Here is a 21,199-nt window from a genome sequence, read left to right as displayed (position 1 = left end):
CCATCGCGCGTGAGGATCATGCGCGCATTGCGTGCAGATGATGGTCATCGCCGCCAAGCGCGAGTGTTAAAGTTCCGAGACAGCGCAGTAGCCGCGGCGACCAGATCATCTCGGTGCCTGCGTCCGCGCGCGGTGATTTCAAATGGGGGTGGTCGGGGCAGCTGGATTCGAACCAACGACCTGCAGTACCCAAAACTGCCGCGCTACCAGGCTGCGCTATACCCCGATGCCTTGATGGCCCGACGTCCTACACGCTCCCGGCGTCCGCAGCAAGGCGATACGGACCGGCGGGTTCGGCAGGGGCCGCCGGCTGCGGCTCAACCTGAAGGAGACGGAACGCGCAGTTCACAACTGCGTCATCTCGCACCATTCAGGCAGGATCAGTGGGAGGACAGCGCGGGCGATCCCGTCTCCGGATGGATCTCCGCCGCCATCATCCCCTTGGAGCCGGGCCCATAGCGGACGAGCACATACTGACCGGGACGCAACTCGGTCATCCCGAAGCGGCGCAGCGTTTCCATATGAACGAAGATGTCCGGGGTACCTTCGCCGCACGTGACGAAGCCGAAACCGCGCAACCGGTTGAACCATTTCACCTGCGCACGCTCCAGCCCGCTGGTCGGCGTGACCGTGACATGCGTCCGCGGTGGCAGCATTTGCGCTGGATGGATCGCGGTCGACTCGTCCATCGAGACGATGCGGAAGGCCTGGTAGCCCTTGGCGCGCTGCACACACTCACAGACCAGCCGAGCTCCCTCATACGCCGTCTGATAGCCGTCGCGCCTTAGCACCGTGACGTGCAACAGCACGTCCGGCCATCCATTGTCGGGAACGATGAACCCGTATCCCTTCGACGCGTCGAACCATTTGATCACGCCGCTAATTTCGACAAGATTCTCGCCGAGACCTGACAACGCATCAATCGCCGAATCGCGTGTGGTACCGCCTGGAAACTCTCCCCCGAGCCGGCTTGGTGCTGATCCACCAGGCACCGGTACCCCGAGCTTCTTGGACTCAAATCCGTCCGACCCCATAACCCCGGACCTCACATATGATTGTGAGCCGCCACCCCTGCAACGGCGCCCCCCATGACGCGCGCTTATCACCACTACTCACGATGATTCACGCGAATCTCTCGAATCAAAAGATAACATTCCCTTGCCTCGCGCATAGATAAAAATCGGAGTGGTTAGAACCTATGAACAGCCTTGCGCAGGCGCGAATCAGTTTCGGTTCAGTTGCGGACGAAGGGTGACAGGGTTTCTCCGATGTCGTGACGAATGACGAGATCGGCAACGTCGTCTTGTTCGGTAGGTTCCCGATTGATGATCACAAGCTTCGCACCTGCGTTCTTGGCCATTAACGGAAAGCCGGCAGCGGGCCACACCACGAGCGAGGAGCCGATCGCGAGCAACAGATCGCAATGCTGCGCAAGCTCGGTGGCGCGCTGCATCGCCTCCTCCGGCATCGCTTCGCCGAACGAGACGGTCGCCGTCTTCACCGGATCGCCACAGGCTGGACAATCCGGCGCGGCCTTTCCGGCCTCGAAATGCTGTTTGACCCAGGCCAGGTCATATTCTTGCCGACATCCGATGCATCGCGCATAGGTTGTATTGCCGTGCAGCTCGACAACGTGATCGGCTGCGAAGCCGGAGGCCTGGTGCAGATTGTCGATGTTCTGGGTGATGACCGCGGGAATCTTGCCGGCGCGGTAGAGCGAGGCAAGCGCGCGGTGGCCGCGCCCTGGCTTGGCGTGCGCGAACACCGCCTCCATGGCGAAGCGGCGCCGCCAGGCCTCGTCACGGGCATCCTGGCTCATCACGAACTCATCGAACGGAATCGGCCGGTTGTGGGTCCATAGCCCGCCCGGCGAGCGGAAGTCTGGAATGCCACATTCCGTCGAGATTCCCGCCCCGGTAAAGGGCACGATAACGCTGGCAGCCGCGATCATATCGCCGAGTACGGCGACACCGCTCTGGAGATCCGTTGCAATCATGGACGGCATTCCAAACGACAAAGGCCATAACAATCATAGCACGGCCCCACGCGTTGCAGCCTTCCTGCCGACCGCCGTCTGCGGAGCCCTGTCATGCAGCTTCGGGGACGGGGCCCTGAGCCGTCATTGCTCGCGAGAAGTGACGAGCCTCACAAGAATCGACCCTGCCCTTTCCATCATCAACGGCGCGGCCAGTTCTCGAAGCCGAAATCCGGTGGCGAGCTCGGTGTGAAATCTGTGCATTTCCGCCGCTCGCACCCGCGCCCATCCCGGTGGGCGAAATCAGTGAGCAACATTTCAGTGCGCGGACCGTGTCCGCACTCGTGCCCCAATCACGACCGCTCATCCGCGCATGCGATTCGCGGATTTGGAGATGACCCATGACAAAAAATGAAAAGCACGAGCGCCTTGTGCGGGAGCGCGAGGAGATCACGGCGCGGGTCGCCAGGTTCAAGGCGACGCAGGAGCGATTCGCCCGTGAGCGTGAGCAATATGCGACCGTGACCTGGGCGAAAGCCGGAAAGAACGAGCGCGCAGAATAGCGCGGGGCCGCAGCCAGCCCGAAATGCAGAAGGCCCGGAAGCTGCGCTTCCGGGCCTTGCCGTCACCAGCGGCGCCAATAGTGATGGCGGTAGTAGTAGGGGCCGCCGTAATAGGCGTATGGACCGGGGCCATAAGCGTAGCGCGGACCATAGTAGTAGCCATAGTCCGGCCCATAATAGTATGGATGCGATGCTGCGATCGCGCCGGCTGTCAGCGCGCCGGCCGCAAGACCGAATGCCAAGCCCGGCCCGATGCCATGGGCTTCAGCCGGTGCCGATGTGGCAAGCGGGGTCGCGGCCACGGCGCCGACGGTCGCCAAGACTGCCACTGTTTTTGCTGCCAGTGTTTTTCTCATGCACATGTCCTCCAGTTGAACACGCGCGATCAACGCGAACGGCCTGGTTTTGGTTGCGGGAACAACACGATGTTGCGGGAACGACGTGATCCACCACCACGGAACGAGTCGGCTGTTCAATCGTTCTAGTTGACGGCGAGGTGCAGCAGATGCCGTCATGGTTGGAACTGGTGTTGAATATCATCGGCTATGGAGGCTTCGTCGTGATCGCCTCCCGGCATTGGCCGCAGCGCGCCGATGGCGCCTCAGAGGAAGTTCGCCGGGACGAAGGATGATCGGCGGACCTTCGACGCGCCGCGTGCAACCCGTCTGAGCGCGCTGACCGCGCGGTTGTTCACCGTGCTTCGCTCCCCAGGCTGTCCACCGACTTGTCCGCAGCAAATCCACAGCCGCCCGATGACCCGAATCTCCCGTCCGACCCGGAGCTTGCTGCGCAAAATACCATAGCTTATCCCCAATCCGGGCCAGGCCGAACCTCGATCTCCCCCGATGTTCCGGCGCGACTCGGCTCCTTTGGAAGCCACGTCAGCCAACATGGCACGAAGGTCGCGGGTGCTCCCGCTCTCCCGCTTGGCGAAATTCCTTTGAACCTTTTGCCGGGCATGGGGACTTACGGATGCTGGGGATTTCAGGGCCCAGTCTTCGAGGCAGCGTCACGCGGCGAGCATATTCCGCCGTTGTGGCGCTGCTGTCGTTTTCGCCACCTGCAGCGCCGCTTGGCGTGCTCGATGCGCCGTGACGGATCGCGACATTGATCCATTCTAATTTCCCCGATCCGTCCGAACACAGCAGCAAGCCGGCGCGCGTTCACTAAGACCCGGCAAAAGTAAAAGGCCCCCTTTTCAGGAGGCCTCTCACGGAGCGGATTTGGCGTTTGCGACCTTCCTGCCGGAAGATCGAGATGCGAAGGCCAAATCAGAAGCTCCGCTCGCATCAGCAAGATCGCTGGCGGCCCGTGACGCCAACATTCGCCAATGGAATGCGAATGTTGGCGCCGAACCGTCGATCTCAGGCCACCGCGTCCTTGGCAGCCTTGACGGGGCGCGCCCGCACGATCTTGCGCGCCGGCTTGGCCTTGAACATCATCTCCTCGCCGGTGAAGGGATTGGTGCCCTTCCGCGCCTTCGTGGCGGGCTTCTTGATCACCACGAACTTCGCAAAGCCGGGGACCAGGAACACTCCGGTCTTCTTCAGCTCCTTGTGGCCGACATCGGTGAGCGTCTCCATGACGTTCTTGACGTCGCGCTTGGACAGCTCAGTCGTGGTCGCAATCTTCTCGATCAACTGCGACTTGGAAAGTTGGGTAGCCATCGTATCTCCTTTGAGTGGTACCGACGAAAGATTTAGACGACTGCGCGGCTCTCGCACGCATTTCAGCGCGGATCGGTCGGGGCTTTCTGGCTGCATTGCGCAGCCGGGACTTTCAGTCGTCTGGTGGTATGACCCCGCGTTCTTTCGGGAATCTCCTGGTTTTTAAGGGCCCCGAAGCACCCACAGCGTCGCCAAAATTCCAACGGCGCGCGCAGAAGTCAAGGATGGATGCTCACATATGGCACCCCGAGTTTCATTTTTCCCTATGTTTTAAGGCATTTTCGGCTGTTGCGCGTGATTTCAGCGACACTTTCCTCACGCAATTGCGGCGAAATGACCTGGAACGGACGCTGCCGGCACCACGGCTGATGCGCGAATCACTGCCAAAATAGGCCTTTGCGACACATGGACGCGTGCCGCGGCGGCGCGAGATCCGGCCCCGTCCAAGCTCGCGACGGCGGCTTCCAGCCGGTACTTCTAGCCCGTAAGGAGATTCGTCCGGCCGTGTTGCAGCTGCACGCGAACGTCCGGCATCACGGCCAGATCTGACGCGGGACAGATGAACAAATCCGCGCGAGCCCATTTAAAGCTCAGTCGGACCCACTGCCTGACATTACCTTTTGCTGCTATGGACGGCGCGGCCGACAGTCCCCGTCGAGCACCAGCTTTCGTCCAAGGAGACAAGAACAATGCGCTATCTCCACACCATGCTGCGCGTGCGCAATCTCGATGTCGCGCTCAAATTCTATTCCGATGCGCTCGGGCTGAAGGAGGTCCGGCGGATCGAGAACGACAAGGGCCGCTTCACGCTGGTCTTCCTGTGCGCGCCGGAAGATGAACATCTGCTGAAGAGCCTGCCGCCGACGCGCGGTGCGCCGCTGGTCGAGCTCACTTACAATTGGGATGAAGAGACCTATGGCGAGGACCGCTTCTTCGGCCACCTCGCCTACGAGGTCGACGACATCTACGCCACCTGCCAGCAGCTGATGAAGCTCGGTATCACCATCAACCGTCCGCCCCGCGACGGTAACATGGCGTTCGTCCGCTCGCCGGACCTGCATTCAATCGAGCTGTTGCAGAAGGGCGAGCCGAAGCCGCCGCAGGAGCCGTGGCTGTCGATGCCGAACACCGGCCACTGGTAGTTCGCCCGAGAACCTCCTTGAAGCCGGAACATCACCGCCGCCACTGCGTTGTCCCTCCGATTGAATGGAGAGGAATGCGAGGAGGCGGACATGGGCCGAGGACTTCTGTTGTGGCTGTTGGGCGTGCCGATTCCGGTGATCATTCTGTTGTGGCTCTTCTTCGGCCACTGATCCCGATATCGATACGTGCCGCGAAAAGCCCCGCCCCGCCGGCGGGGCTTTTTGCATGTGCAGCACGCAACGGCTATTCAACGCGCGAACAACGCTGGAGCAGGAGAGCCACGTGTCAAACGCAAACCGGCTGACGATCTGGGGCCGCCCTAATTCGGTGAACGTGCAGAAGGTGCTGTGGTGCGCAGCCGAGCTCGGCGTGGGTTATGACCGCATTGATGCCGGCATGCAGTTCGGCCGCAACGGTGAGACCAACTATCTCGCGATGAACCCGAACGGGCGGATTCCCACCTTGGTCGACGGCGATTTCGTATTGTGGGAATCAAATGCGATCATGCGCTACCTTTGCCTGGCCTATGGCTCTGAGACGCCGATCTACCCCAAGGAGCCGCGGCAGCGCGCCGGCGTCGAGCGCTGGCTCGACTGGACGCTCTCGACGGTGCAGCCGATCGAGCGGCCCCTGTTCTGGGGTTTGATCCGCACGCCACCCGAAGCGCGCGACATGGTCGCCTTGCAGACATGCGCAGACGAAGCCGGAGCGCTATGGCGGATCCTCGATGCGCATCTCGCGAACCGGCACTACATCGAGGCCGAGACCTTCACGCTTGCCGATATCGCGCTCGGCACCTTCGCGCGGCGCTGGTTTGGCGTCGAGGGCGTCGAGAAGCCCGACCTGCCGCACCTGGCGCGCTGGTACCAGACCCTCGCCGGCAGGCCGGCCTTCATCCGCTACGTCGCACCGCCACTTTCGTAGAGTGCGTCACGCCGCAGTCGCGATCATCAGCGGCGGAGTGAACTCCCCGCCTCGACGCTCACGGCACCTCCGACCTTCACGCAGGTATCGGTTCCCGGAACACGCGCGAAGCTTGGGCCATAGGCGGCACACGGATTGGCCGTCGTGCGGGTGCGTGGAGCCGGCTTTGCAATGGTCGTGTTCGCTGTCGGATTGTCGGGCCTGAGCAGAGATGGCCCGGGCGACTGCGCAAGTGCCGCCGTCGCCCATGACAGGCAGAGCACCGCGCCGAGGAAGAACAGCTTAGACATGCGCGACGTCTTAGTCGCATCGGCGGCTATTCGCCAGCCACTCCTGACGCTCAGCCGATGAACTTGACCCCGGCCGAGGTTCCGCGCCGCCACACCACCTGGCAAAGCCGACCGGTGCGCGCATCGCGCGCGAATGCCAGCCGGATCGTGGCAGGCAACGCAACCGCGTCATCGAGCGTAATCTTGGCGCCGGCGCTCGAGATGTTCTGCACGAGGCAGTGGCGCACGGCGAAGCCGCCATCCAGCGTGACCCACGCCGGCTGCTTCATCGATTTCCGCGCTTCACGTTTCTTGGGAGCAGGCATTCTCTTGGGAGCAGGCATTCGCATCGATCTCCTTCGCGCGATCCCTATCGCAGGAGCTCCTAAGATCGAGTTGATATCACTCAGGAAAGGTCGTTAAGCCAGCCTTGAGCCGGCTGCAGCCTTGGCGCGGAAAGCAGCCAATAGAAGATTCACGCACCTGGCCCTTCACAGCGCCCTTCAATGCAATCCGCATGTGCATTCCGACGACAGGGGCGCGTTTCCCCTGCCAAGAAGCGGTTCGTTACCAAACGGTTAAAATCGACGGATAGGAAGGTCCGGACGGCCTTCGCATCTCAGATCAGCGCAAGGCTGCGCGCAACAAAATGAGCCGGCTTGGCTCAGCAATCGAAGATCCTGAGGTTTTTGAATGTCGTCCGCGTCGTTGAAGTTTTGGAAATATGCAGCGCTCGGTGCTGTGCTCATCCCGTTCGCCGCGCAGGCCGGCAGCATTCCAACCACGCCGCCGGTCAATTTCACCAACAGCTCGACCGCGTCGGTCGGCTCGACGATCGTGAACCTGCTCGATTCCTACGCCAATCTGACGCAGTACGATCCCCGACTCGCCCATGGCCCGGGCGTCATGGATCAGAACATCGAGACCGTGATCAGGATGACGCGGAATCGAACCCCGGCGCAGACCCTTGCCGCCATCCACGATGACCGCACGGCGCAGCCCTACAGTGTGCTCAACGGGCTCGGCGCTCTCACCTCCTATTTCATGACGGGGATCGGCTCGTCCACGACCGGCACGGCGCCGGCAAAGCTGACCCCAACCTCTTACGTGATCACCTCGCTGCAGGATTACGCGCCGACCGCGCAAGGTATCAACTACCTCAACGGTGCCACCATCGGCTTTGCGACTTTCGGTGACGGCAGCGCGACACCGCTGGCGGCGGCTGCGAACTTCCTCAACAACACCATCCGCAACAACGCCTCGACCGAACCGCCGAAGCGCACGTTCGAGCGCTACATGGGCTCGACCGTTCCGGTGACCAATCCGAGCTCCATCACGTCAGGTGTGATCAGCCCGCTCGATGCGCGCTACGGCAACTACAATGCGGCGAGCAACAAGGCCGGCCTCACCACCGCCGACACCGCGCAATTCGTCGTGCCGACCTATTTCAGCAATTTCGCCGTTCCGCGCGCCTACGGCACCACCGTCAACTGGGTGCGCGGCTTCACCGTTACCCAGGCCATGGTGAGCGCCAATAGCGGCAAGCCGATTACAGTGCCCAACGTCGGCTCCTATGACGCTTCCGGCAATCTCACGCCGACCACGTTCAATGCCGGCGATTATGCCCCTGGCGTCGGCACGGCGCCGCGGCCGTTCCGGCTCTCGGCCGATGTGAACGTTCCCACTCTGCTCTGGCAGATCGCCAACGGCACCAATCCCTATGGCGACGGCGCCTATATCAGCGGCCACACCAACCTCGCCTATAACCAGGCGCTCGGCCTCGCTTTCCTGGTACCACAGCAATATGAGAGCCTGTTGGTGCGCGCGGCCGATCTCGGCAACAACCGCATCCTCGCCGGCATGCACTCGCCGCTCGACGTGATCGGCGGCCGCATCGAGGCGACCGCGATCATCGCGACCAACATCTACAACGCGCTCTACGATGCAAACGGCAACCGGGTCGATTGGACCAATCCTGCCAATGCCGCTGCCTACGCGGTCTATCAGGCCTACACCCAGACCCAGAAATATCTGGCGCAGTCTTGCGGCACCAGCAGCGTCGAGAAGTGCCTCGACAAGACTGAGTCCAGAGCCGATCACGAGCGCGATCGGGCCTGGAAAATGTTCGACTACAATCTCGATCCCGACGACGCCCGGGGCTACACCTACCGCATGACCTACGGGCTTGCGCTCGCGAGCCATATGCGAACGCCCAAGGTCGTGCCGGTGCAGGCCCAGGTGCTGCTGCTCACGCGTTTTCCCTATATGACGGAGCAGCAGCGCACCGAGCTCCTGCGCGACACCGCGCTGCCGGCGGGCTACGCGCTGCTCGATGGTAACACCTGGGACGGCTGGGGCCGCCTCAATCTCTATGCCGCCGTCCACGGCTACGACTCGTTCTTCCGCGCCGTCAAAGCCGCGACCCTGCCGTCATTCGAGACGATGCCGCAGTGACCACGAGCGGGGGCGCGCGGGAGACGCGTGCGCCCCTGCTTATTGCCGTCGACCTATCCCATCATTTGCGCACGGTGAGGCTTGGCCCCACCGCATTGCGCTGTTCTGGGCAGGCTCATCCGAGCACTTCTCGGCAAGACACCGCGGCACGCATTGCGGCCAGTGAGGCCATTTCATCTCGATCCCGTTCAATAGTGATATTTGCATTGAGCAATATCGAGCTGTTGAGTTTCGCCTTTACCGGCGACGCGATAGACCAATCGATGTTCGCCCGTGATGCGGCGAGACCACCAGCCCTGCAGAGCATGTTTAAGGGGCTCCGGCTTCCCGAGCCCCTTGAACGGATCGCGCTTGATGTCCCTGATCAAGGCGTTGATTGCGTCGAGAACTTTCTCGTCCTCTTTCTGCCACTCAAGATAATCTTGCCAAGCGTCCTCGGTCCAAGCGGTTATCATGCCGCCGCTCAGCCTGCTTTCGTCGGCTCAATCAACTCGCGCTCGGTCAATTTGCCTTCGTCGGCCTCCTTGATCGAGCGCAGAAGACGAGCGGCGTTTGCCGGGCTCTTCAGGAGATGGACCGTCTCCATAAGCGCCTCATACTCCTCCTCCGATATCAGCACGACGCTTCGCGCATTTTGGCGCGTGACAACGAGCGGCGCGCGATCGTCGCACACCGCGTCCATATAGGTTGCAAGATTATTACGAAGCTCGCTGTAAGATACGTGAGCCATTCCGCTCTCCCTCCACACCTCTATGCATGTCGTACAAATATTTGTACATCATACAGATTATTGTCAACCGCGGCCGAACTATGCGGGCGGCGGATTGGGCGGGCGTCAGGCGTGCAATCGTCTGGCGGTAAGAGCACGAGGCGAACAGAACTCCCCAAACAGATGGGCTCCGTTTGGCAAAACCGCCAAAAAGTAGAGCGCAGCCATCTCAGCCGCACGGTCCGGACGCTCTCAATGGCAGACCGCAGTCTCAGCCGACCGAGGTCGCATATTCCTCGTCGGTGACATGTTCCATCCAGGTCACATGCTCGCCGTTGAGCGATTCATGCATCGCGACGTGAACCATGCCAGTGGTCGGCGCCGCGCCGTGCCAGTGCTTCTGGCCCGGCGGAATCCAGACCACGTCGCCGGCCTTGATCTCGCGGACCGGCTCGCCCTTGGCCTGCACCCGGCCGACGCCCTGGATCACGTAGAGTGTCTGGCCGAGCGGATGGGTGTGCCACGCGGTGCGTGCGCCAGGCTCGAAGGCCACGCGCGCCGACGCGACGCGCGCCGGCGCCTGCGGCGTGATGATCGGGTCCTGCCAGACCGTGCCGGTGAAGCTTTCCGCCGGAGCCTGGCGGGTCGGGCGCGAACCCGCGAGATAGATATCGACCATGACGTTTCCTCGTCCTGCTTGCGCTTCGATTTGCCCTTGGATTGCTCTGTCAGCTCACTTCTTCGACGCGGCGTAGCGCGCCTTGGTCTCCGCATTCATCGGATAGAGACCGGGCAGCACCGCGCCCTTGTTGACCTCATCGACGATCCAGGCCTCCATGCGCTCCTGCTCCGGTCCCTCGGCCAGCACGTGGTCGAGCAGCGCTTGCGGGATCAGCACCGCGCCATCCTGGTCGGCAACCACCACGTCGTTGGGGAACACCGCGACGCCGCCGCAACCGACCGCCTCGCCCCAGCCGACAAAGGTGAGTCCGGCGACCGAGGGCGGCGCGGCATAACCATCGCACCACACCGGCAATCCGGTGCCGAGCACGCCTTCGAGGTCGCGCACGACGCCGTCGGTGATCAGCGCGGCGACGCCGCGCTTGACCATGCGTGCGCAGAGGATGTCACCGAAGATGCCGGCGTCCTTGGTGCCCATCGCATCGACCACCGCGATGCAGCCTTCGGGCATCGCCTCGATCGCGGCCCGGGTCGAGATCGGCGAGGCCCAGGATTCCGGGGTCGCCAGATCCTCGCGCGCCGGGACGAAACGCAGGGTGAAGGCGGGCCCGACCAGCCGCTTCTGTCCCGGCCGCAGCGGACGGGCGCCGCGCATCCAGACGTTTCGCAATCCCTTCTTGAGCAGGACCGTGGTGATGGTCGCGGTGGTGACGTTGGAAAGGATGGCGATCGCTTCGGGGGTCAGGGACATCGTCGGACTTCGGCTCCAATGGAGGATGAGACATGCGCGCGCATCTTGCGGGGAGCGGCGTCAGCGTCAAGGGCTGCTGTCACGCGTTCAACGGATGGTGTCATGCACGCGCGCGATAAAGCCGATTTATCGCACGACATCGGTTTAATTTATTGAACTAACGACAGATTTTCGCGTGAACCAATTCCGCTCGCGGCGAAAAGAGGCTACAGCAGGAGCAATCGATCGCTGACGTTCCAGAGGCCATGGCCGACACGCTTCCACCCCCTCGCCTGCTGCCCAGTGGCGATAGCGCCATCACGGTCGAGTTCAGCCGCACCATCGATGACACGGCCAACCGCAAGGTGCTTGCACTGGATCGCGCGCTTTCAGCAACTCCGATTGCAGGTATCACCGAGACGGTGCCGACCTATCGTTCGCTGCTGGTACATTATGATCCCCTGGTGATCGACTACGACGCGCTGGGCTCACAATTGCTCGCACGCGCGAGCGGCCCGCTTGCGCTGGAAGCCACGACGCGGCGCTGGCGCATTCCCGTCTGCTACGGCGGCGAGAACGGCATTGATTTGGAAGACGTTGCGAAGTCGCTGAATACGACGCCGGACGATATCGTCGCGCGCCATGCGGCTGGCCGCTATCGCGTTGCGATGATCGGCTTCACGCCGGGCTGGTCCTATCTTTCGGGACTCGACAAGTTCCTGCACATGTCGCGGCGCGAGAGCCCGCGGCTGCTGACCCCTGCGGGCACGATCGCGATCGGCGGCATCCAGACCGGCATTCAATGCCTCGCCGGTCCAAGCGGCTGGCACCTGCTCGGACGCACGCCCGTGCGGACCTATCAGCTGCATCGCCAGCCGACGTTTTTGCTCGAGCCGGGCGACGAGGTGACGTTCTACGACGTCGACATCAAGATGTTCACCGAGCAGGAGCGCGCCGCAGCCGCCGGCGAAATCATCGCCGAGCGGATCGCGGCATGAGCAAGCTCGTCGTCTCCAGCATCGGTCCGGCAAGCTCCGTTCAGGACGGCGGCCGCTTCGGGGCTCAGCGTTATGGCCTCACGCCGTCCGGCGCGATGGACAAGCTCTCGCTGGCGGCCGCGAATGCGCTGGTCGGCAACGCACCGCTCGCGGCCGCAATCGAGATCGGACCATTCGGTGCGGCCTTCACCGCCAAGGGCGGCGCCGTGCGCGTGAGCCTGGCGGGCGCACCGCGCCCGGCCGACATCGCCAAGCGTCCGGTCAAGGTCGATACGTCGATGACCCTCGCTGACGGCGAGACCCTGACACTCGGTTTCGCGCGCGGCGCTTCGTTCAGCTATCTCGCGATCGAAGGCGGCATTGCCGGCGAAGCGGTGTTCGGCAGCCTGTCCGTCAATGCGCGCGCCGGCCTCGGCAGCCCCTATCCGCGCCCGCTCCAGACCGGTGATGTCTTGGAGGCCAAATCGGTTGGCGACGTCATCGAGCGTAGGATCGAGTTGCCCAAGCCATCCACTGGTCCGATCCGGGTCGTGATGGGACCGCAGGACGACGAGTTCAACGACGAGATGAAGGCGCTGTTTCTCGACAGTGAGTGGAAGATCTCGGCGACCAGCGACCGCATGGGCTATCGGCTCGAGGGCCCCGCGATCCGGCACATTCATGGTCACAACATCGTCTCCGACGGCACCGTCGATGGCAGCATCCAGGTCACCGGCAGCGGCGGCCCGATCGTCCTGATGTCGGACCGCGGCACCAGCGGCGGCTACCCCAAGATCGCGACGGTCATCACCGCTGATTATGGCCGGCTGGCACAGACCCCTGCAGGAACGGCGTTTCGGTTTGCGGCCGTGACAATGGCCGAGGCGCAGGCCGAGCTGCGCAAGTTCACGGATCTACTGCGCAGCCTGGCTGATCGCGTCAGCGAGGTCGTGAATACCGATCTCAATCTCGATACACTGTTCAGCGCGAACGTCGCGGGGACAGCGGTGAGTGCCACCGATCCCGCGACTTGGCTCACGGTGACGCCGGACTAAGGCCAGCCCATCACCCAACTCTGACGAGGCCCATGCCATGACAACCATCGATCTGAACTGCGATCTCGGTGAAAGCTTCGGTCCCTGGGAAATGGGCAACGACGCCGCGATGATCGAGCTCGCCACCTCGGTCAACGTCGCCTGCGGCTTCCACGCGGGCGATGCCGACATCATGCGCAAGACGGTGGAGATGGCGAAGGCGCACGGCGTCAGCGTCGGCGCGCATCCGGGCTATCGCGATCTGCACGGCTTCGGCCGGCGCCCGGTGCCGGGCCTGAAATCATCGGAGATCGAGAATCTCGTCGCCTATCAGATCGGGGCGCTGCAGGCGATCGCGACCGCCGCGGGCTATAAGGTCACGCATGTGAAGGCCCATGGCGCGCTGTCCAATGTCGCCTGTGAGGACGACATGACCGCAAACGCGATCGCCAGCGCGATCAAGGCCGTCGACCCGAACCTGATTTTCGTCGTGCTCGCCAATTCCAGGCTGGTGCAGGCCGGTGAGAAGGCCAACCTGCCGATGGTGCATGAAGTGTTTGCCGACCGCGCCTATGGCGATGACGGCCTCCTGGTGTCGCGGAGCAAGCCGGGCGCGGTGCTGCATGATCCCGAGGTGATCGCCGATCGCGTGGTGCGCATGGTTCAGGATGGTGCGGTGGTGTCGGTGACCGGCAAGGTCATCAAGATGCGCACCGACACGGTTTGCATTCACGGCGACACTGCAGGTGCAGTCGAGATCGCCCGCGAGGTACGCAAGGCGCTGGATGCCGCCGGTATCAAGGTGGCGCCGTTCAAAACGGCGCCGTAGTCAGAACGGGTGAACAGAGGCGGTGCCGAGCGTGATCGCCGCGATCAGGGCAAAGGCGCTGAAAAACGCAACGACCGGCCATGCCGCGCCGACGCGCTCGGCGCTTCGCGTTTGCATCTGACGTAAGGGCGCTGACGACATCCGCATGACCGGCCTCCTGAATTTCCGGTCATGAGAAAAGCGTTCTCGCGGCCGGGTGCAAGACAACCGGCAAAATAACGACGATCCCCCTCCCTGCGGTTCCGGCCTTGTGAAAAAATTCTCGCCCGGTTCCGCAGTTGAGAATTTCCTTGCCCCGATCTTTCGGGGCAGAGCGGCCTCAGTACACGTCCAGCTGGAACCTGCCCTTCTTCTTGAGTTCCCCGACGAATGCGACAGCCTCGTCAGTCGAGCGCGCACCGAACTGGGTCACGATATCGACCAGTGCACGCTCGACGTCCTTGGCCATGCGTTTGGCATCGCCGCAGATGTAGAGGTGTGCGCCTTCGGCGAGCCAGTTCCATACCTCGCGGCCGACCTCGCGCATCCGGTCCTGGACGTAGAACTTCTTCTCGCCGTCGCGCGACCAGGCGAGCGCCAGGCGCGTCAGCAGCCCCGACGTCTTCATTGCGTTGAGCTCATCTGCATAGAAGAAATCGCAATCCGAGCGCTGATGGCCGAAGAACAGCCAGTTCTTGCCCGGCGCGCCCGCTGCCCGGCGATCGAGCAGGAAGGCACGGAACGGAGCGATGCCGGTGCCGGGCCCGACCATGATGATCGGCGTCTTGGGGTCGGCCGGCAGCGCGAAGCCGTGCGCCCTCTGTACATAGACCTTGACCTGGTCGCCGGGATTGATGCGCTCAGCGAGGAAGGTCGAGGCAAGCCCGAGCCGCTTGCGCTTGCCGATGACGTAACGGACGCTGTCGACGGTCAAAGAGAGCTTGCCTGGCGTCGCATTGTGCGACGATGAGATCGAATAGAGCCGCGGCTGCAGCGGCTCCAGCGCCTCGATGAACGCTTCCGGATGCGGCCGGACGCCGGAGAACTTCTGCAAGACCGCCATCACGTCCAGCGTCGCGGCGTCGCCATCGGGATCCTCGCCCTGCGCCAGGCGCCGCGCCTTTTCCCTGATCGTGCCACCGGTGACGAAGGAGATCAGCTCGAACAGCGTGTCGGGGGCCGGCGACAGCGAGACGTCTTCGATCAGGCACTGCCGCAGCGTCTTGCCTCTGACCTCGGTGGTATGGGACGCGCCAAGCAGCGCGATGATCTGGTCGACCAGCCCCACATCGTTCTGCGCGAAGATGCCGAAGGAATCGCCCACGACATAGTCGAGGCCGCTCTCAGCAAGATCGAACTCGATGTGCCACGTTTCCTTCTCCGAGCCGGGCTTGTTGAGAAGCCGGCGCGACAGGAAGGTCGCTTCGACCGGATTGTCCCGCGAGCGGCCGGGCTCGCTCACGACCACCGATACCTTCGCCGACGAGGGCGCCTCCTTGGACGGCTTCGTGGCCTCCGGCGCCTTGTCGAGCTCTTCGTGGAGTGTCTTGAGCATCCGCGCGGTTTCCTTGCCGCCGGGGACGCAGAGATTGAGCCGCGCCTCGCTGCGGCTGGAAATCGCCTCCGAATAGTCGCGGCAATTGTAGCCGCACTGGCCGCAATCCTGCTGCGCCATAGCCGCCATCATCCGCCGGCGCAAGGGGCGCCCCTCGGCCAGCTTCATGCGCTCGGCAATCGGCAGGGTCTGGTCGTGCCAAGGCTCTTCGCCATCATCGACCTCGCCCGCTGGCGCCAGCACCGCGCCATTCTGCGCGGACGACAGCGGGACCGAGCCGTCGAACCCAAGGGCGCCGGCGAGGAAGCCGTTCAGCCAGGCGCGCTGCGCGTCCGAGAATGGCGCGCCGGGCGGGATGATCTCGATCTTGGACGGCGGCGTGATCTGGTTCATGCGGACACCTCAGCTTCGGCAAGCTTGCGCAGGGTTTCGCCGTCATGCCGGCGGGCAAATGTCAGGAAGGTTTCGTCTGGAGAGGCGCGATGGGCGAGATAGGCCTTGAGCAGCTTCTCGACAGTGCGCGGCGCATCCTCGGCCTTGAGATCGCGATAGACCTCCTGGCCAATCTCGGCCTGCGGCCCGAATCCGCCGCCGGCGAACAGGTGGTAGCCTTCGACGGTGTCGTCGCTGTCGCCAACCGGCACCTTCGCCGCGATCAGGCCGATATCGCTGATGTAGTGCTGGGCGCAGGAATGATGACAGCCCGTCAAATGGATGTTGAGCGGCGTATCGATTCCAACCCGGCTCTCGCACCAGTCGCCGATCTCGGCGGCATGGCGCTTGGTGTTCGACGCCGCGAACTTGCAACCGGCATTGCCGGTGCAGGCGATCAGGCCGGCGCGGATCTGCGACGCCTGCACCGACAAGCCAATCTGCTCGATCGCGGCGCTCGCCAGCGCGACATTCTCGTCACGCACGCCTGAGATCAAAAGGTTCTGCCAGACGGTCAGTCGGATTTCGCCGTCGCCGAGGTCCTGGGCGACCTTGGCGAGCCCGCGCATCTGCGCGCAGGTAAGCTTGCCGACCGGCAGCACCACGCCGATCCAGTTCAGCCCCGCCTGCTTCTGCTCGTTCACCCCGACATGGGCCATTCGATCGGCTTCAGGCCGCGGTAGCAGCGCCTCCTCCGGCACGCGCGCGAGCTTGCGGCCGAGCTTCGCCTCGACCGCCTCCATCATCTTGTCCACGCCCATGCTGTCGAGCACATATTTGAGCCGCGCCTTGAGGCGATTGGTGCGATCACCGGTCTCGATGAAGACCCGCACGATGGCATCCGCCACGGCGGTGGCCTCCTCCGGCCTGACCACAATCCCGGTCGGCTTGGCAAAATCCTTGTGCCCGGTAATGCCGCCGACGCCGAGCTTGAACCAAACTCCCGCCTCGACTCCAAAGCCGTCCTTCACCTCGACCGCCGAGAAGGCGATGTCGTTGGTGTCTTCGAGGGCGGCGATCTTGCCGGCACCATCGAAGGCGACGTTGAACTTGCGCGGCAGCCCGTAGAGCGAGCGGTCGTTGAGAATGTGATAGTGCCATTCGCGCGCGTAGGGGCGCGTGTCCAACAGCTCCTGCGGATCGATGCCGGCAGTCGGCGTGCCCGTCACGTTGCGGATGTTGTCGGCGCCGGAGCCGCGGGAGCACAGCCCCAACTCCTGGATGCCCTCGAGCAGCGCCACGGCATGCTTAGGCGGGATCTCACGCAGCTGCAGATTGGCGCGGGTGGTGACATGACTGTAGGGCCCGCAGAGCTGCTCGGCGAGGTCGGCCAAGCCCGACAGCTGCCAGTGCTTCATAATCCCGTTCGGAATGCGCAGCCGGCACATGTAGGAATCCTGTGCCGGGGCCACGTGGAATAGCCCGTAATAGCGCCAGCGGAAATTGTCGGCCCCCGACGGCGCGGCATTGCTGCGCGCCTGCTCCTTGAGCCGCTCATAGGCGTCGAACGGATGCAGCTCGCGCTTGAACTTCTCCTGGTCGGCAAGCTTCTTGCCGGCCGCGATCACCCTGTCCTGCGCCTTGATGTGGATGGCGTCAGGCCCGGTCGGCTCCGCAAGTGCAGAGCTGCCGCCGACGGCGCGGCCCGCCTGGCTGACCTTGAGGCCGGCGGCAAGTCCTTCCAGATAGCGCTTCTGCTCGTCGGTGAAGTCGACTGAGAGCGTTTCGATTTTCATGATCGCGACGAAGCTCCTGCGGCCACGTCAAGTGGCATCAAAGGAATTGGGAACTGACCACGTCTCGACCGATCGGTATGTGCCGAGGCGATCTGAGGGGGCGGTCCGACCAGCTTCGTTGCTGCGGAAATCCGACATGGATTGCGGTCAACGGCATCTGTGGCGGCTGACCGCACTGCAATATTCAAATTGCGTGCCAGCTGCGGCGCCAGAAAATATCTTGAAAAATCAACGGTGTGATCGAATCACTTCACGCGGCTCGGAGCGACGAGCTCACGGCAATTGGGCAGTCAGCACAAAAACTAGTCGGCTTGAGCCCCTGCCTCGTTTCCGTGCGCTCACCCGCTCAGGCGGTCCAGCGGCCGATCTTGAAGGCCTTCAGATGGCCCAGAACATCGTCCGCCGCGAAGGGCGGCCCGGCGAACGCGCCAATTGCCGGCGCCTGAGCAGGGGCTTGAAGGCCAAGCGCGCTGTCGTAGATGTCGGGCCTGAAGACGCCCATTGCCGTCTTCAGGGCCTCCGGGCTGAGCGGCGTCTGTCCCCAGCGCACCATCTGGGCATAGAGCCAGGCGGCTTGCACCGGATCAGGCCGTCCGGCGCCCTCCCGCCCCACCAGGAGATAGCGCGGGTGTTCGCGCAAGGCTCCATCCGGCGCGACCTTCAACCGGCCATCGAGCGTGCGCCGGATGACGTCGGCATCGACGCCGATCCGTTCCGGCTGGGCCAGGATTTGCGCCGCCTCGGCGTGGTCCTGTTCGATAAAATCGGCGCCCCGCGAGCAGGCGCGGATCAAAGCCGCAACCACGTCGGAATTCTTCTCCGCCCAGCTCTGCCGCAACGCCAGCACCTTCTCCACGCCCCGCACCAGGATGTCGGACACGAAGTGCAGGATGTGGCCGATGCCCAGATCGACCGCGATCGAATTCCAGGGTGCGCCGACGCAGAAGCCGTCGACGTGACCGTTCTTGATGCTGTCGACCATGTAAGGCGGCGGCAGCACCACGAGCCGCACGTCCTCGTCCGGATCGACGCCGCCGGCAGCCATCCAGAAGCGGAGCTGGTAATTGTGGGTCGAGAACGGAAAGGTCATGCCGAAGGTCAGGGGCTCCGCGCCATCGCTGCGGCGCTTGGCCACCACGCGGGCGAGCGCCAGCGCGGTTGCCATCGGATCGAAGCGATCGCCATCGAGATGGGCCATCAGATCAGCGTGCAGCGCCGATGTGACCGTGATCGCGTTACCGTTCACCCCGAGATTGAACGGGGCAACGATCGGAACCTTGACATGGCCGATGCCGAGACTGGAGGCGATCGCCACCGGCGCCAGCAAATGCGCCGCATCGAACAGACCAATATTGAGCTTGTCGCGGACATTCGACCAGGAGACCTCGCGCACCAGGGTGACGTCGAGCCCCTCGGCCGCCGTAAAACCCTTATCGACCGCCACGATCAGCGCGGCCGCGTCCACCAGGGGAATGAAACCGATCCGAAGCGGCGCACTCATTTCAGCATCTCCGATGCGGTCAGGATCGACTGCGCGATCTCGCCGATCTTCTTCTTCTCGCGCATCGCGGTGGAGCGCAAAAGGACATAGGCCTCCTCCTCGGTGAAGCCTTTCATTTTCATCAGGATTCCCTTTGCGCGGTCGATCACCTTGCGGTCTTCCAGCGCCGATTTGGTCCGCTCCAGCTCGTCCTGCAGCTTGGAGAAGGCGTTGAAGCGGGAGATGCAGAGGTCGAGGATCGGCTTGATCCGCTCCTTCTTCAGGCCGTCGACGATGTAGGCCGACACGCCGGCCTCGACGGACGCCTGGATCGAGGCCGCGTCGCTCTGGTCGACGAACATTGCAATCGGCCGGCGGACCGCGCGGCTGACCTGGAACATCTGCTCCAGCACGTCGCGGCTTGGGTTCTCCAGATCAATGACGATGACGTCGGGATCCAGCGCGTAAATGCGCGCGAGCAGCCCCTGCATCTCGCTGATATGGACCACGCCGGTGAAGCCGGCCTCGCGCAGGCCCTCCTGCAGGATGGCGGCACGAATCGGGCTTTCATCGACAATGACGATTTTGGGCGATTGCTCGGCAGTCATCGCTTGACGGGTCTCCGGGCTGCCATCCATAGCATGGTCTTCGCTGGCTTAAAGCCTTGTCTTTATGAGGAATTAGGACTAGCTGGACGCCTATTCACCAGGCAGTTCAGGTATGTCGCAGGCCACAGCGCCGAAAATCAGCTTTGTCTCGCTCGGATGTCCCAAGGCTTTGGTCGATTCCGAGCGCATCATCACGCGGCTGCGTGCCGAGGGATACGAGCTGGCCCGCAAGCATGACGGGGCCGACGTCGTGATCGTCAATACCTGCGGATTCCTCGACAGCGCCAAGCAGGAATCGCTGTCGGCGATCGGCTCCGCCATGGCGGAAAACGGCAAGGTCATCGTGACCGGCTGCATGGGCGCGGAACCCGAAGCGATTGAGCAGGCCTATCCAGGGGTGCTGTCGATCACCGGCCCGCAGGCCTATGAGAGCGTGGTGGAGGCCGTGCACCGCGCGCTGCCGCCGGCGCACGATCCCCTGCTCGACCTGGTTCCCCCGCAGGGCATCAAGCTGACCCCGCGGCACTACGCGTATTTGAAGATCTCTGAAGGCTGCAACAACCGCTGCAGCTTCTGCATCATTCCCAAGCTGCGCGGCGATCTGGTGTCGCGCCCGGCTGCGGACGTGCTGCGCGAGGCCGAGCGGCTGGTGGCTGCCGGGGTCAAGGAGCTGCTGGTCATCTCCCAGGACACCTCGGCCTATGGTCTCGACCTGAAATATGCCGAAAGCCCATGGAAGGATCGCTCCGTCCGCGCCAAGTTCATCGACTTGGCAAAGGAGCTCGGCGAACTCGGCGCCTGGGTGCGGCTGCACTACGTGTACCCCTATCCCCATGTCGATGAGGTCATCGGGCTGATGGCCGATGGCAAGGTGCTGCCGTATCTGGATATTCCTTTCCAGCACGCCAGCCCGAACGTGCTGAAGGCGATGCGGCGTCCTGCTGCGCAGGACAAGACGCTCGACCGCATCAAGGCGTGGCGGACGCAATGTCCGGATCTGGCGCTGCGCTCGACGTTCATCGTCGGTTTTCCCGGCGAGACGGAGGCGGATTTCAACTATCTGCTCGATTGGCTGGATGAGGCCGAGATCGATCGCCTTGGCTGCTTCAAATACGAGCCTGTAGCGGGCGCGACCTCGAACGCACTGCCGGATCAGATCCCCGACGAGATCAAGCAGGAGCGCTGGAATGCGCTGATGGCGCGTCAGCAGAAGATCTCGTCACGCAAGCTCAAGCGCAAAGTCGGCACGCGCCAGCAGATCATTGTTGACGAGGTCGGCCCGACCGTGGCCAAGGGCCGCTCGAAGGCGGATGCGCCGGAGATCGACGGGACGGTCTATCTGTCCAGCCGCCGTCCGCTGCGCGTCGGCGAGATCGTCACGGCCAAGATCGAGCGCGCCGACGAGTACGACCTGCACGGCACCGTCGCCGGCTTCTGATTGATGCAGCGTGCTT

Annotated in this window: 23 protein-coding genes and 1 tRNA gene; 8 read left to right on the top strand and 16 right to left on the bottom strand. The window is 63.3% G+C overall.

Translation table 11 applies throughout. From position 1 onward, the window contains the following. Nucleotides 1-149: 149 nt before the first annotated feature. The 3 genes from ACQR1W_RS01620 to ACQR1W_RS01610 all read right to left on the bottom strand — a co-directional run bounded on the left by ACQR1W_RS01620 (nt 150) and on the right by ACQR1W_RS01610 (nt 1,996). Nucleotides 150-226: transfer RNA gene (locus tag ACQR1W_RS01620), tRNA-Pro, on the bottom strand. A 154-nt stretch (nt 227-380) separates the two neighbouring features. Beyond that, nucleotides 381-1,034, bottom strand: a complete 654-nt coding sequence (locus tag ACQR1W_RS01615; RefSeq protein ID WP_008968347.1) for a cold-shock protein — start codon at nt 1,032-1,034, stop codon at nt 381-383. Between the two features lie 200 nt (nt 1,035-1,234). Further along, on the bottom strand, nt 1,235-1,996 hold the full coding sequence (locus tag ACQR1W_RS01610) for an SIR2 family NAD-dependent protein deacylase (protein ID WP_434849177.1): 762 nt from the start codon (nt 1,994-1,996) through the stop codon (nt 1,235-1,237). A gap of 380 nt (nt 1,997-2,376) precedes the next feature. Here ACQR1W_RS01610 and ACQR1W_RS01605 point away from each other — a divergent pair, with 380 nt between their 5' ends. Continuing rightward, complete coding sequence (locus tag ACQR1W_RS01605) at nt 2,377-2,538, top strand: hypothetical protein (RefSeq protein WP_175361094.1); 162 nt, start codon at nt 2,377-2,379, stop codon at nt 2,536-2,538. Nucleotides 2,539-2,600: 62 nt separating this feature from the next. On the opposite strand, the gene ACQR1W_RS01600 is transcribed toward ACQR1W_RS01605, so the two are convergent. Together ACQR1W_RS01600 and ACQR1W_RS01595 are read right to left on the bottom strand one after the other, a co-directional pair. After that, entirely contained in the window at nt 2,601-2,894 is a 294-nt protein-coding gene (locus ACQR1W_RS01600; RefSeq protein ID WP_434849176.1) for a hypothetical protein, read from the bottom strand. 1,008 nt (nt 2,895-3,902) lie between these two features. Beyond that, nucleotides 3,903-4,205: an HU family DNA-binding protein gene (locus ACQR1W_RS01595; protein WP_008968350.1), complete on the bottom strand. Its 303-nt coding sequence runs from the start codon at nt 4,203-4,205 to the stop codon at nt 3,903-3,905. A 689-nt stretch (nt 4,206-4,894) separates the two neighbouring features. Between ACQR1W_RS01595 and ACQR1W_RS01590 the strand changes: the two genes are divergently transcribed. Together ACQR1W_RS01590 and ACQR1W_RS01585 are read left to right on the top strand one after the other, a co-directional pair. Beyond that, the gene (locus ACQR1W_RS01590) at nt 4,895-5,347 is read left to right on the top strand and encodes a VOC family protein (protein ID WP_008968352.1); all 453 of its coding nucleotides are present in this window, start codon (nt 4,895-4,897) and stop codon (nt 5,345-5,347) included. A gap of 283 nt (nt 5,348-5,630) precedes the next feature. Continuing rightward, the gene (locus ACQR1W_RS01585) at nt 5,631-6,272 is read left to right on the top strand and encodes a glutathione S-transferase family protein (protein ID WP_434849175.1); all 642 of its coding nucleotides are present in this window, start codon (nt 5,631-5,633) and stop codon (nt 6,270-6,272) included. 26 nt (nt 6,273-6,298) lie between these two features. Here the strand turns inward: ACQR1W_RS01585 and ACQR1W_RS01580 are convergent, their stop codons facing one another. Together ACQR1W_RS01580 and ACQR1W_RS01575 are read right to left on the bottom strand one after the other, a co-directional pair. Further along, nucleotides 6,299-6,562: a porin gene (locus tag ACQR1W_RS01580; protein ID WP_434849174.1), complete on the bottom strand. Its 264-nt coding sequence runs from the start codon at nt 6,560-6,562 to the stop codon at nt 6,299-6,301. A gap of 50 nt (nt 6,563-6,612) precedes the next feature. Continuing rightward, on the bottom strand, nt 6,613-6,867 hold the full coding sequence (locus ACQR1W_RS01575; RefSeq protein WP_434849702.1) for a PilZ domain-containing protein: 255 nt from the start codon (nt 6,865-6,867) through the stop codon (nt 6,613-6,615). A 367-nt stretch (nt 6,868-7,234) separates the two neighbouring features. Here ACQR1W_RS01575 and ACQR1W_RS01570 point away from each other — a divergent pair, with 367 nt between their 5' ends. Next, entirely contained in the window at nt 7,235-8,995 is a 1,761-nt protein-coding gene (locus tag ACQR1W_RS01570; RefSeq protein ID WP_434849173.1) for a phosphatase PAP2 family protein, read from the top strand. A gap of 188 nt (nt 8,996-9,183) precedes the next feature. On the opposite strand, the gene ACQR1W_RS01565 is transcribed toward ACQR1W_RS01570, so the two are convergent. The 4 genes from ACQR1W_RS01565 to ACQR1W_RS01550 all read right to left on the bottom strand — a co-directional run bounded on the left by ACQR1W_RS01565 (nt 9,184) and on the right by ACQR1W_RS01550 (nt 11,136). After that, complete coding sequence (locus ACQR1W_RS01565) at nt 9,184-9,450, bottom strand: Txe/YoeB family addiction module toxin (protein ID WP_434849172.1); 267 nt, start codon at nt 9,448-9,450, stop codon at nt 9,184-9,186. Nucleotides 9,451-9,458: 8 nt separating this feature from the next. Next, a complete protein-coding gene (locus ACQR1W_RS01560) occupies nt 9,459-9,725 on the bottom strand; it encodes a type II toxin-antitoxin system Phd/YefM family antitoxin (RefSeq protein ID WP_008971484.1) in 267 nt (88 codons plus the stop codon). Nucleotides 9,726-9,975: 250 nt separating this feature from the next. Further along, nucleotides 9,976-10,383 carry a (R)-mandelonitrile lyase gene (locus tag ACQR1W_RS01555; RefSeq protein ID WP_434849171.1) on the bottom strand — a complete coding sequence of 136 codons (408 nt, stop codon included), beginning with the start codon at nt 10,381-10,383 and terminating at the stop codon, nt 9,976-9,978. Between the two features lie 54 nt (nt 10,384-10,437). After that, nucleotides 10,438-11,136 carry a ribonuclease activity regulator RraA gene (locus ACQR1W_RS01550; RefSeq protein ID WP_008972107.1) on the bottom strand — a complete coding sequence of 233 codons (699 nt, stop codon included), beginning with the start codon at nt 11,134-11,136 and terminating at the stop codon, nt 10,438-10,440. A gap of 245 nt (nt 11,137-11,381) precedes the next feature. On the opposite strand from ACQR1W_RS01550, the gene pxpB reads away from it, so the two are divergent. Genes pxpB through ACQR1W_RS01535 form a run of 3 tightly spaced genes read left to right on the top strand, consistent with a single transcriptional unit; the run spans nt 11,382 to nt 13,955 of the window. Continuing rightward, nucleotides 11,382-12,113: a 5-oxoprolinase subunit PxpB gene (pxpB, locus tag ACQR1W_RS01545; RefSeq protein ID WP_434849170.1), complete on the top strand. Its 732-nt coding sequence runs from the start codon at nt 11,382-11,384 to the stop codon at nt 12,111-12,113. Beyond that, entirely contained in the window at nt 12,110-13,147 is a 1,038-nt protein-coding gene (locus ACQR1W_RS01540; protein WP_434849169.1) for a biotin-dependent carboxyltransferase family protein, read from the top strand. The genes pxpB and ACQR1W_RS01540 overlap by 4 nt, the downstream gene beginning before the upstream one ends. Nucleotides 13,148-13,184: 37 nt before the next feature. After that, complete coding sequence (locus tag ACQR1W_RS01535) at nt 13,185-13,955, top strand: LamB/YcsF family protein (protein WP_434849168.1); 771 nt, start codon at nt 13,185-13,187, stop codon at nt 13,953-13,955. On the opposite strand, the gene ACQR1W_RS01530 is transcribed toward ACQR1W_RS01535, so the two are convergent. From ACQR1W_RS01530 to ACQR1W_RS01510, 5 genes are all read right to left on the bottom strand, one after another. Continuing rightward, complete coding sequence (locus ACQR1W_RS01530; protein WP_434849167.1) at nt 13,956-14,102, bottom strand: hypothetical protein; 147 nt, start codon at nt 14,100-14,102, stop codon at nt 13,956-13,958. It lies immediately after the preceding gene. A 172-nt stretch (nt 14,103-14,274) separates the two neighbouring features. Beyond that, on the bottom strand, nt 14,275-15,882 hold the full coding sequence (locus ACQR1W_RS01525; RefSeq protein ID WP_434849166.1) for a sulfite reductase subunit alpha: 1,608 nt from the start codon (nt 15,880-15,882) through the stop codon (nt 14,275-14,277). Further along, on the bottom strand, nt 15,879-17,657 hold the full coding sequence (locus ACQR1W_RS01520; protein ID WP_434849165.1) for a NirA family protein: 1,779 nt from the start codon (nt 17,655-17,657) through the stop codon (nt 15,879-15,881). The genes ACQR1W_RS01525 and ACQR1W_RS01520 overlap by 4 nt, the downstream gene beginning before the upstream one ends. Nucleotides 17,658-18,003: 346 nt before the next feature. Further along, on the bottom strand, nt 18,004-19,158 hold the full coding sequence (locus ACQR1W_RS01515) for a CmpA/NrtA family ABC transporter substrate-binding protein (protein WP_434849164.1): 1,155 nt from the start codon (nt 19,156-19,158) through the stop codon (nt 18,004-18,006). Continuing rightward, on the bottom strand, nt 19,155-19,745 hold the full coding sequence (locus tag ACQR1W_RS01510; RefSeq protein ID WP_008969466.1) for an ANTAR domain-containing response regulator: 591 nt from the start codon (nt 19,743-19,745) through the stop codon (nt 19,155-19,157). The genes ACQR1W_RS01515 and ACQR1W_RS01510 overlap by 4 nt, the downstream gene beginning before the upstream one ends. A gap of 112 nt (nt 19,746-19,857) precedes the next feature. Here ACQR1W_RS01510 and rimO point away from each other — a divergent pair, with 112 nt between their 5' ends. Further along, entirely contained in the window at nt 19,858-21,183 is a 1,326-nt protein-coding gene (gene rimO, locus ACQR1W_RS01505) for a 30S ribosomal protein S12 methylthiotransferase RimO (RefSeq protein WP_434849163.1), read from the top strand. The last annotated feature ends 16 nt before the right edge of the window (nt 21,184-21,199 follow it).

Origin of the sequence: Bradyrhizobium sp. HKCCYLS1011, assembly GCF_051167795.1 — a bacterium.
Lineage (GTDB): Bacteria > Pseudomonadota > Alphaproteobacteria > Rhizobiales > Xanthobacteraceae > Bradyrhizobium.
This window is presented reverse-complemented; position numbering and strand designations above follow the sequence as displayed.

Bases quoted from the DNA above. Each gene is read 5' to 3' on its own strand.
- ACQR1W_RS01615 (WP_008968347.1), bottom strand. From the start codon at position 1,034: ATGGGGTCGGACGGATTTGAGTCCAAGAAGCTCGGGGTACCGGTGCCT.
- ACQR1W_RS01610 (WP_434849177.1), bottom strand. From the start codon at position 1,996: ATGATTGCAACGGATCTCCAGAGCGGTGTCGCCGTACTCGGCGATATG.
- ACQR1W_RS01605 (WP_175361094.1), top strand. From the start codon at position 2,377: ATGACAAAAAATGAAAAGCACGAGCGCCTTGTGCGGGAGCGCGAGGAG.
- ACQR1W_RS01600 (WP_434849176.1), bottom strand. From the start codon at position 2,894: ATGAGAAAAACACTGGCAGCAAAAACAGTGGCAGTCTTGGCGACCGTC.
- ACQR1W_RS01595 (WP_008968350.1), bottom strand. From the start codon at position 4,205: ATGGCTACCCAACTTTCCAAGTCGCAGTTGATCGAGAAGATTGCGACC.
- ACQR1W_RS01590 (WP_008968352.1), top strand. From the start codon at position 4,895: ATGCGCTATCTCCACACCATGCTGCGCGTGCGCAATCTCGATGTCGCG.
- ACQR1W_RS01580 (WP_434849174.1), bottom strand. From the start codon at position 6,562: ATGTCTAAGCTGTTCTTCCTCGGCGCGGTGCTCTGCCTGTCATGGGCG.
- ACQR1W_RS01575 (WP_434849702.1), bottom strand. From the start codon at position 6,867: ATGCCTGCTCCCAAGAAACGTGAAGCGCGGAAATCGATGAAGCAGCCG.
- ACQR1W_RS01570 (WP_434849173.1), top strand. From the start codon at position 7,235: ATGTCGTCCGCGTCGTTGAAGTTTTGGAAATATGCAGCGCTCGGTGCT.
- ACQR1W_RS01565 (WP_434849172.1), bottom strand. From the start codon at position 9,450: ATGATAACCGCTTGGACCGAGGACGCTTGGCAAGATTATCTTGAGTGG.
- ACQR1W_RS01560 (WP_008971484.1), bottom strand. From the start codon at position 9,725: ATGGCTCACGTATCTTACAGCGAGCTTCGTAATAATCTTGCAACCTAT.
- ACQR1W_RS01555 (WP_434849171.1), bottom strand. From the start codon at position 10,383: ATGGTCGATATCTATCTCGCGGGTTCGCGCCCGACCCGCCAGGCTCCG.
- ACQR1W_RS01550 (WP_008972107.1), bottom strand. From the start codon at position 11,136: ATGTCCCTGACCCCCGAAGCGATCGCCATCCTTTCCAACGTCACCACC.
- pxpB (WP_434849170.1), top strand. From the start codon at position 11,382: ATGGCCGACACGCTTCCACCCCCTCGCCTGCTGCCCAGTGGCGATAGC.
- ACQR1W_RS01540 (WP_434849169.1), top strand. From the start codon at position 12,110: ATGAGCAAGCTCGTCGTCTCCAGCATCGGTCCGGCAAGCTCCGTTCAG.
- ACQR1W_RS01535 (WP_434849168.1), top strand. From the start codon at position 13,185: ATGACAACCATCGATCTGAACTGCGATCTCGGTGAAAGCTTCGGTCCC.
- ACQR1W_RS01530 (WP_434849167.1), bottom strand. From the start codon at position 14,102: ATGCGGATGTCGTCAGCGCCCTTACGTCAGATGCAAACGCGAAGCGCC.
- ACQR1W_RS01525 (WP_434849166.1), bottom strand. From the start codon at position 15,882: ATGAACCAGATCACGCCGCCGTCCAAGATCGAGATCATCCCGCCCGGC.
- ACQR1W_RS01520 (WP_434849165.1), bottom strand. From the start codon at position 17,657: ATGAAAATCGAAACGCTCTCAGTCGACTTCACCGACGAGCAGAAGCGC.
- ACQR1W_RS01515 (WP_434849164.1), bottom strand. From the start codon at position 19,158: ATGAGTGCGCCGCTTCGGATCGGTTTCATTCCCCTGGTGGACGCGGCC.
- ACQR1W_RS01510 (WP_008969466.1), bottom strand. From the start codon at position 19,745: ATGACTGCCGAGCAATCGCCCAAAATCGTCATTGTCGATGAAAGCCCG.
- rimO (WP_434849163.1), top strand. From the start codon at position 19,858: ATGTCGCAGGCCACAGCGCCGAAAATCAGCTTTGTCTCGCTCGGATGT.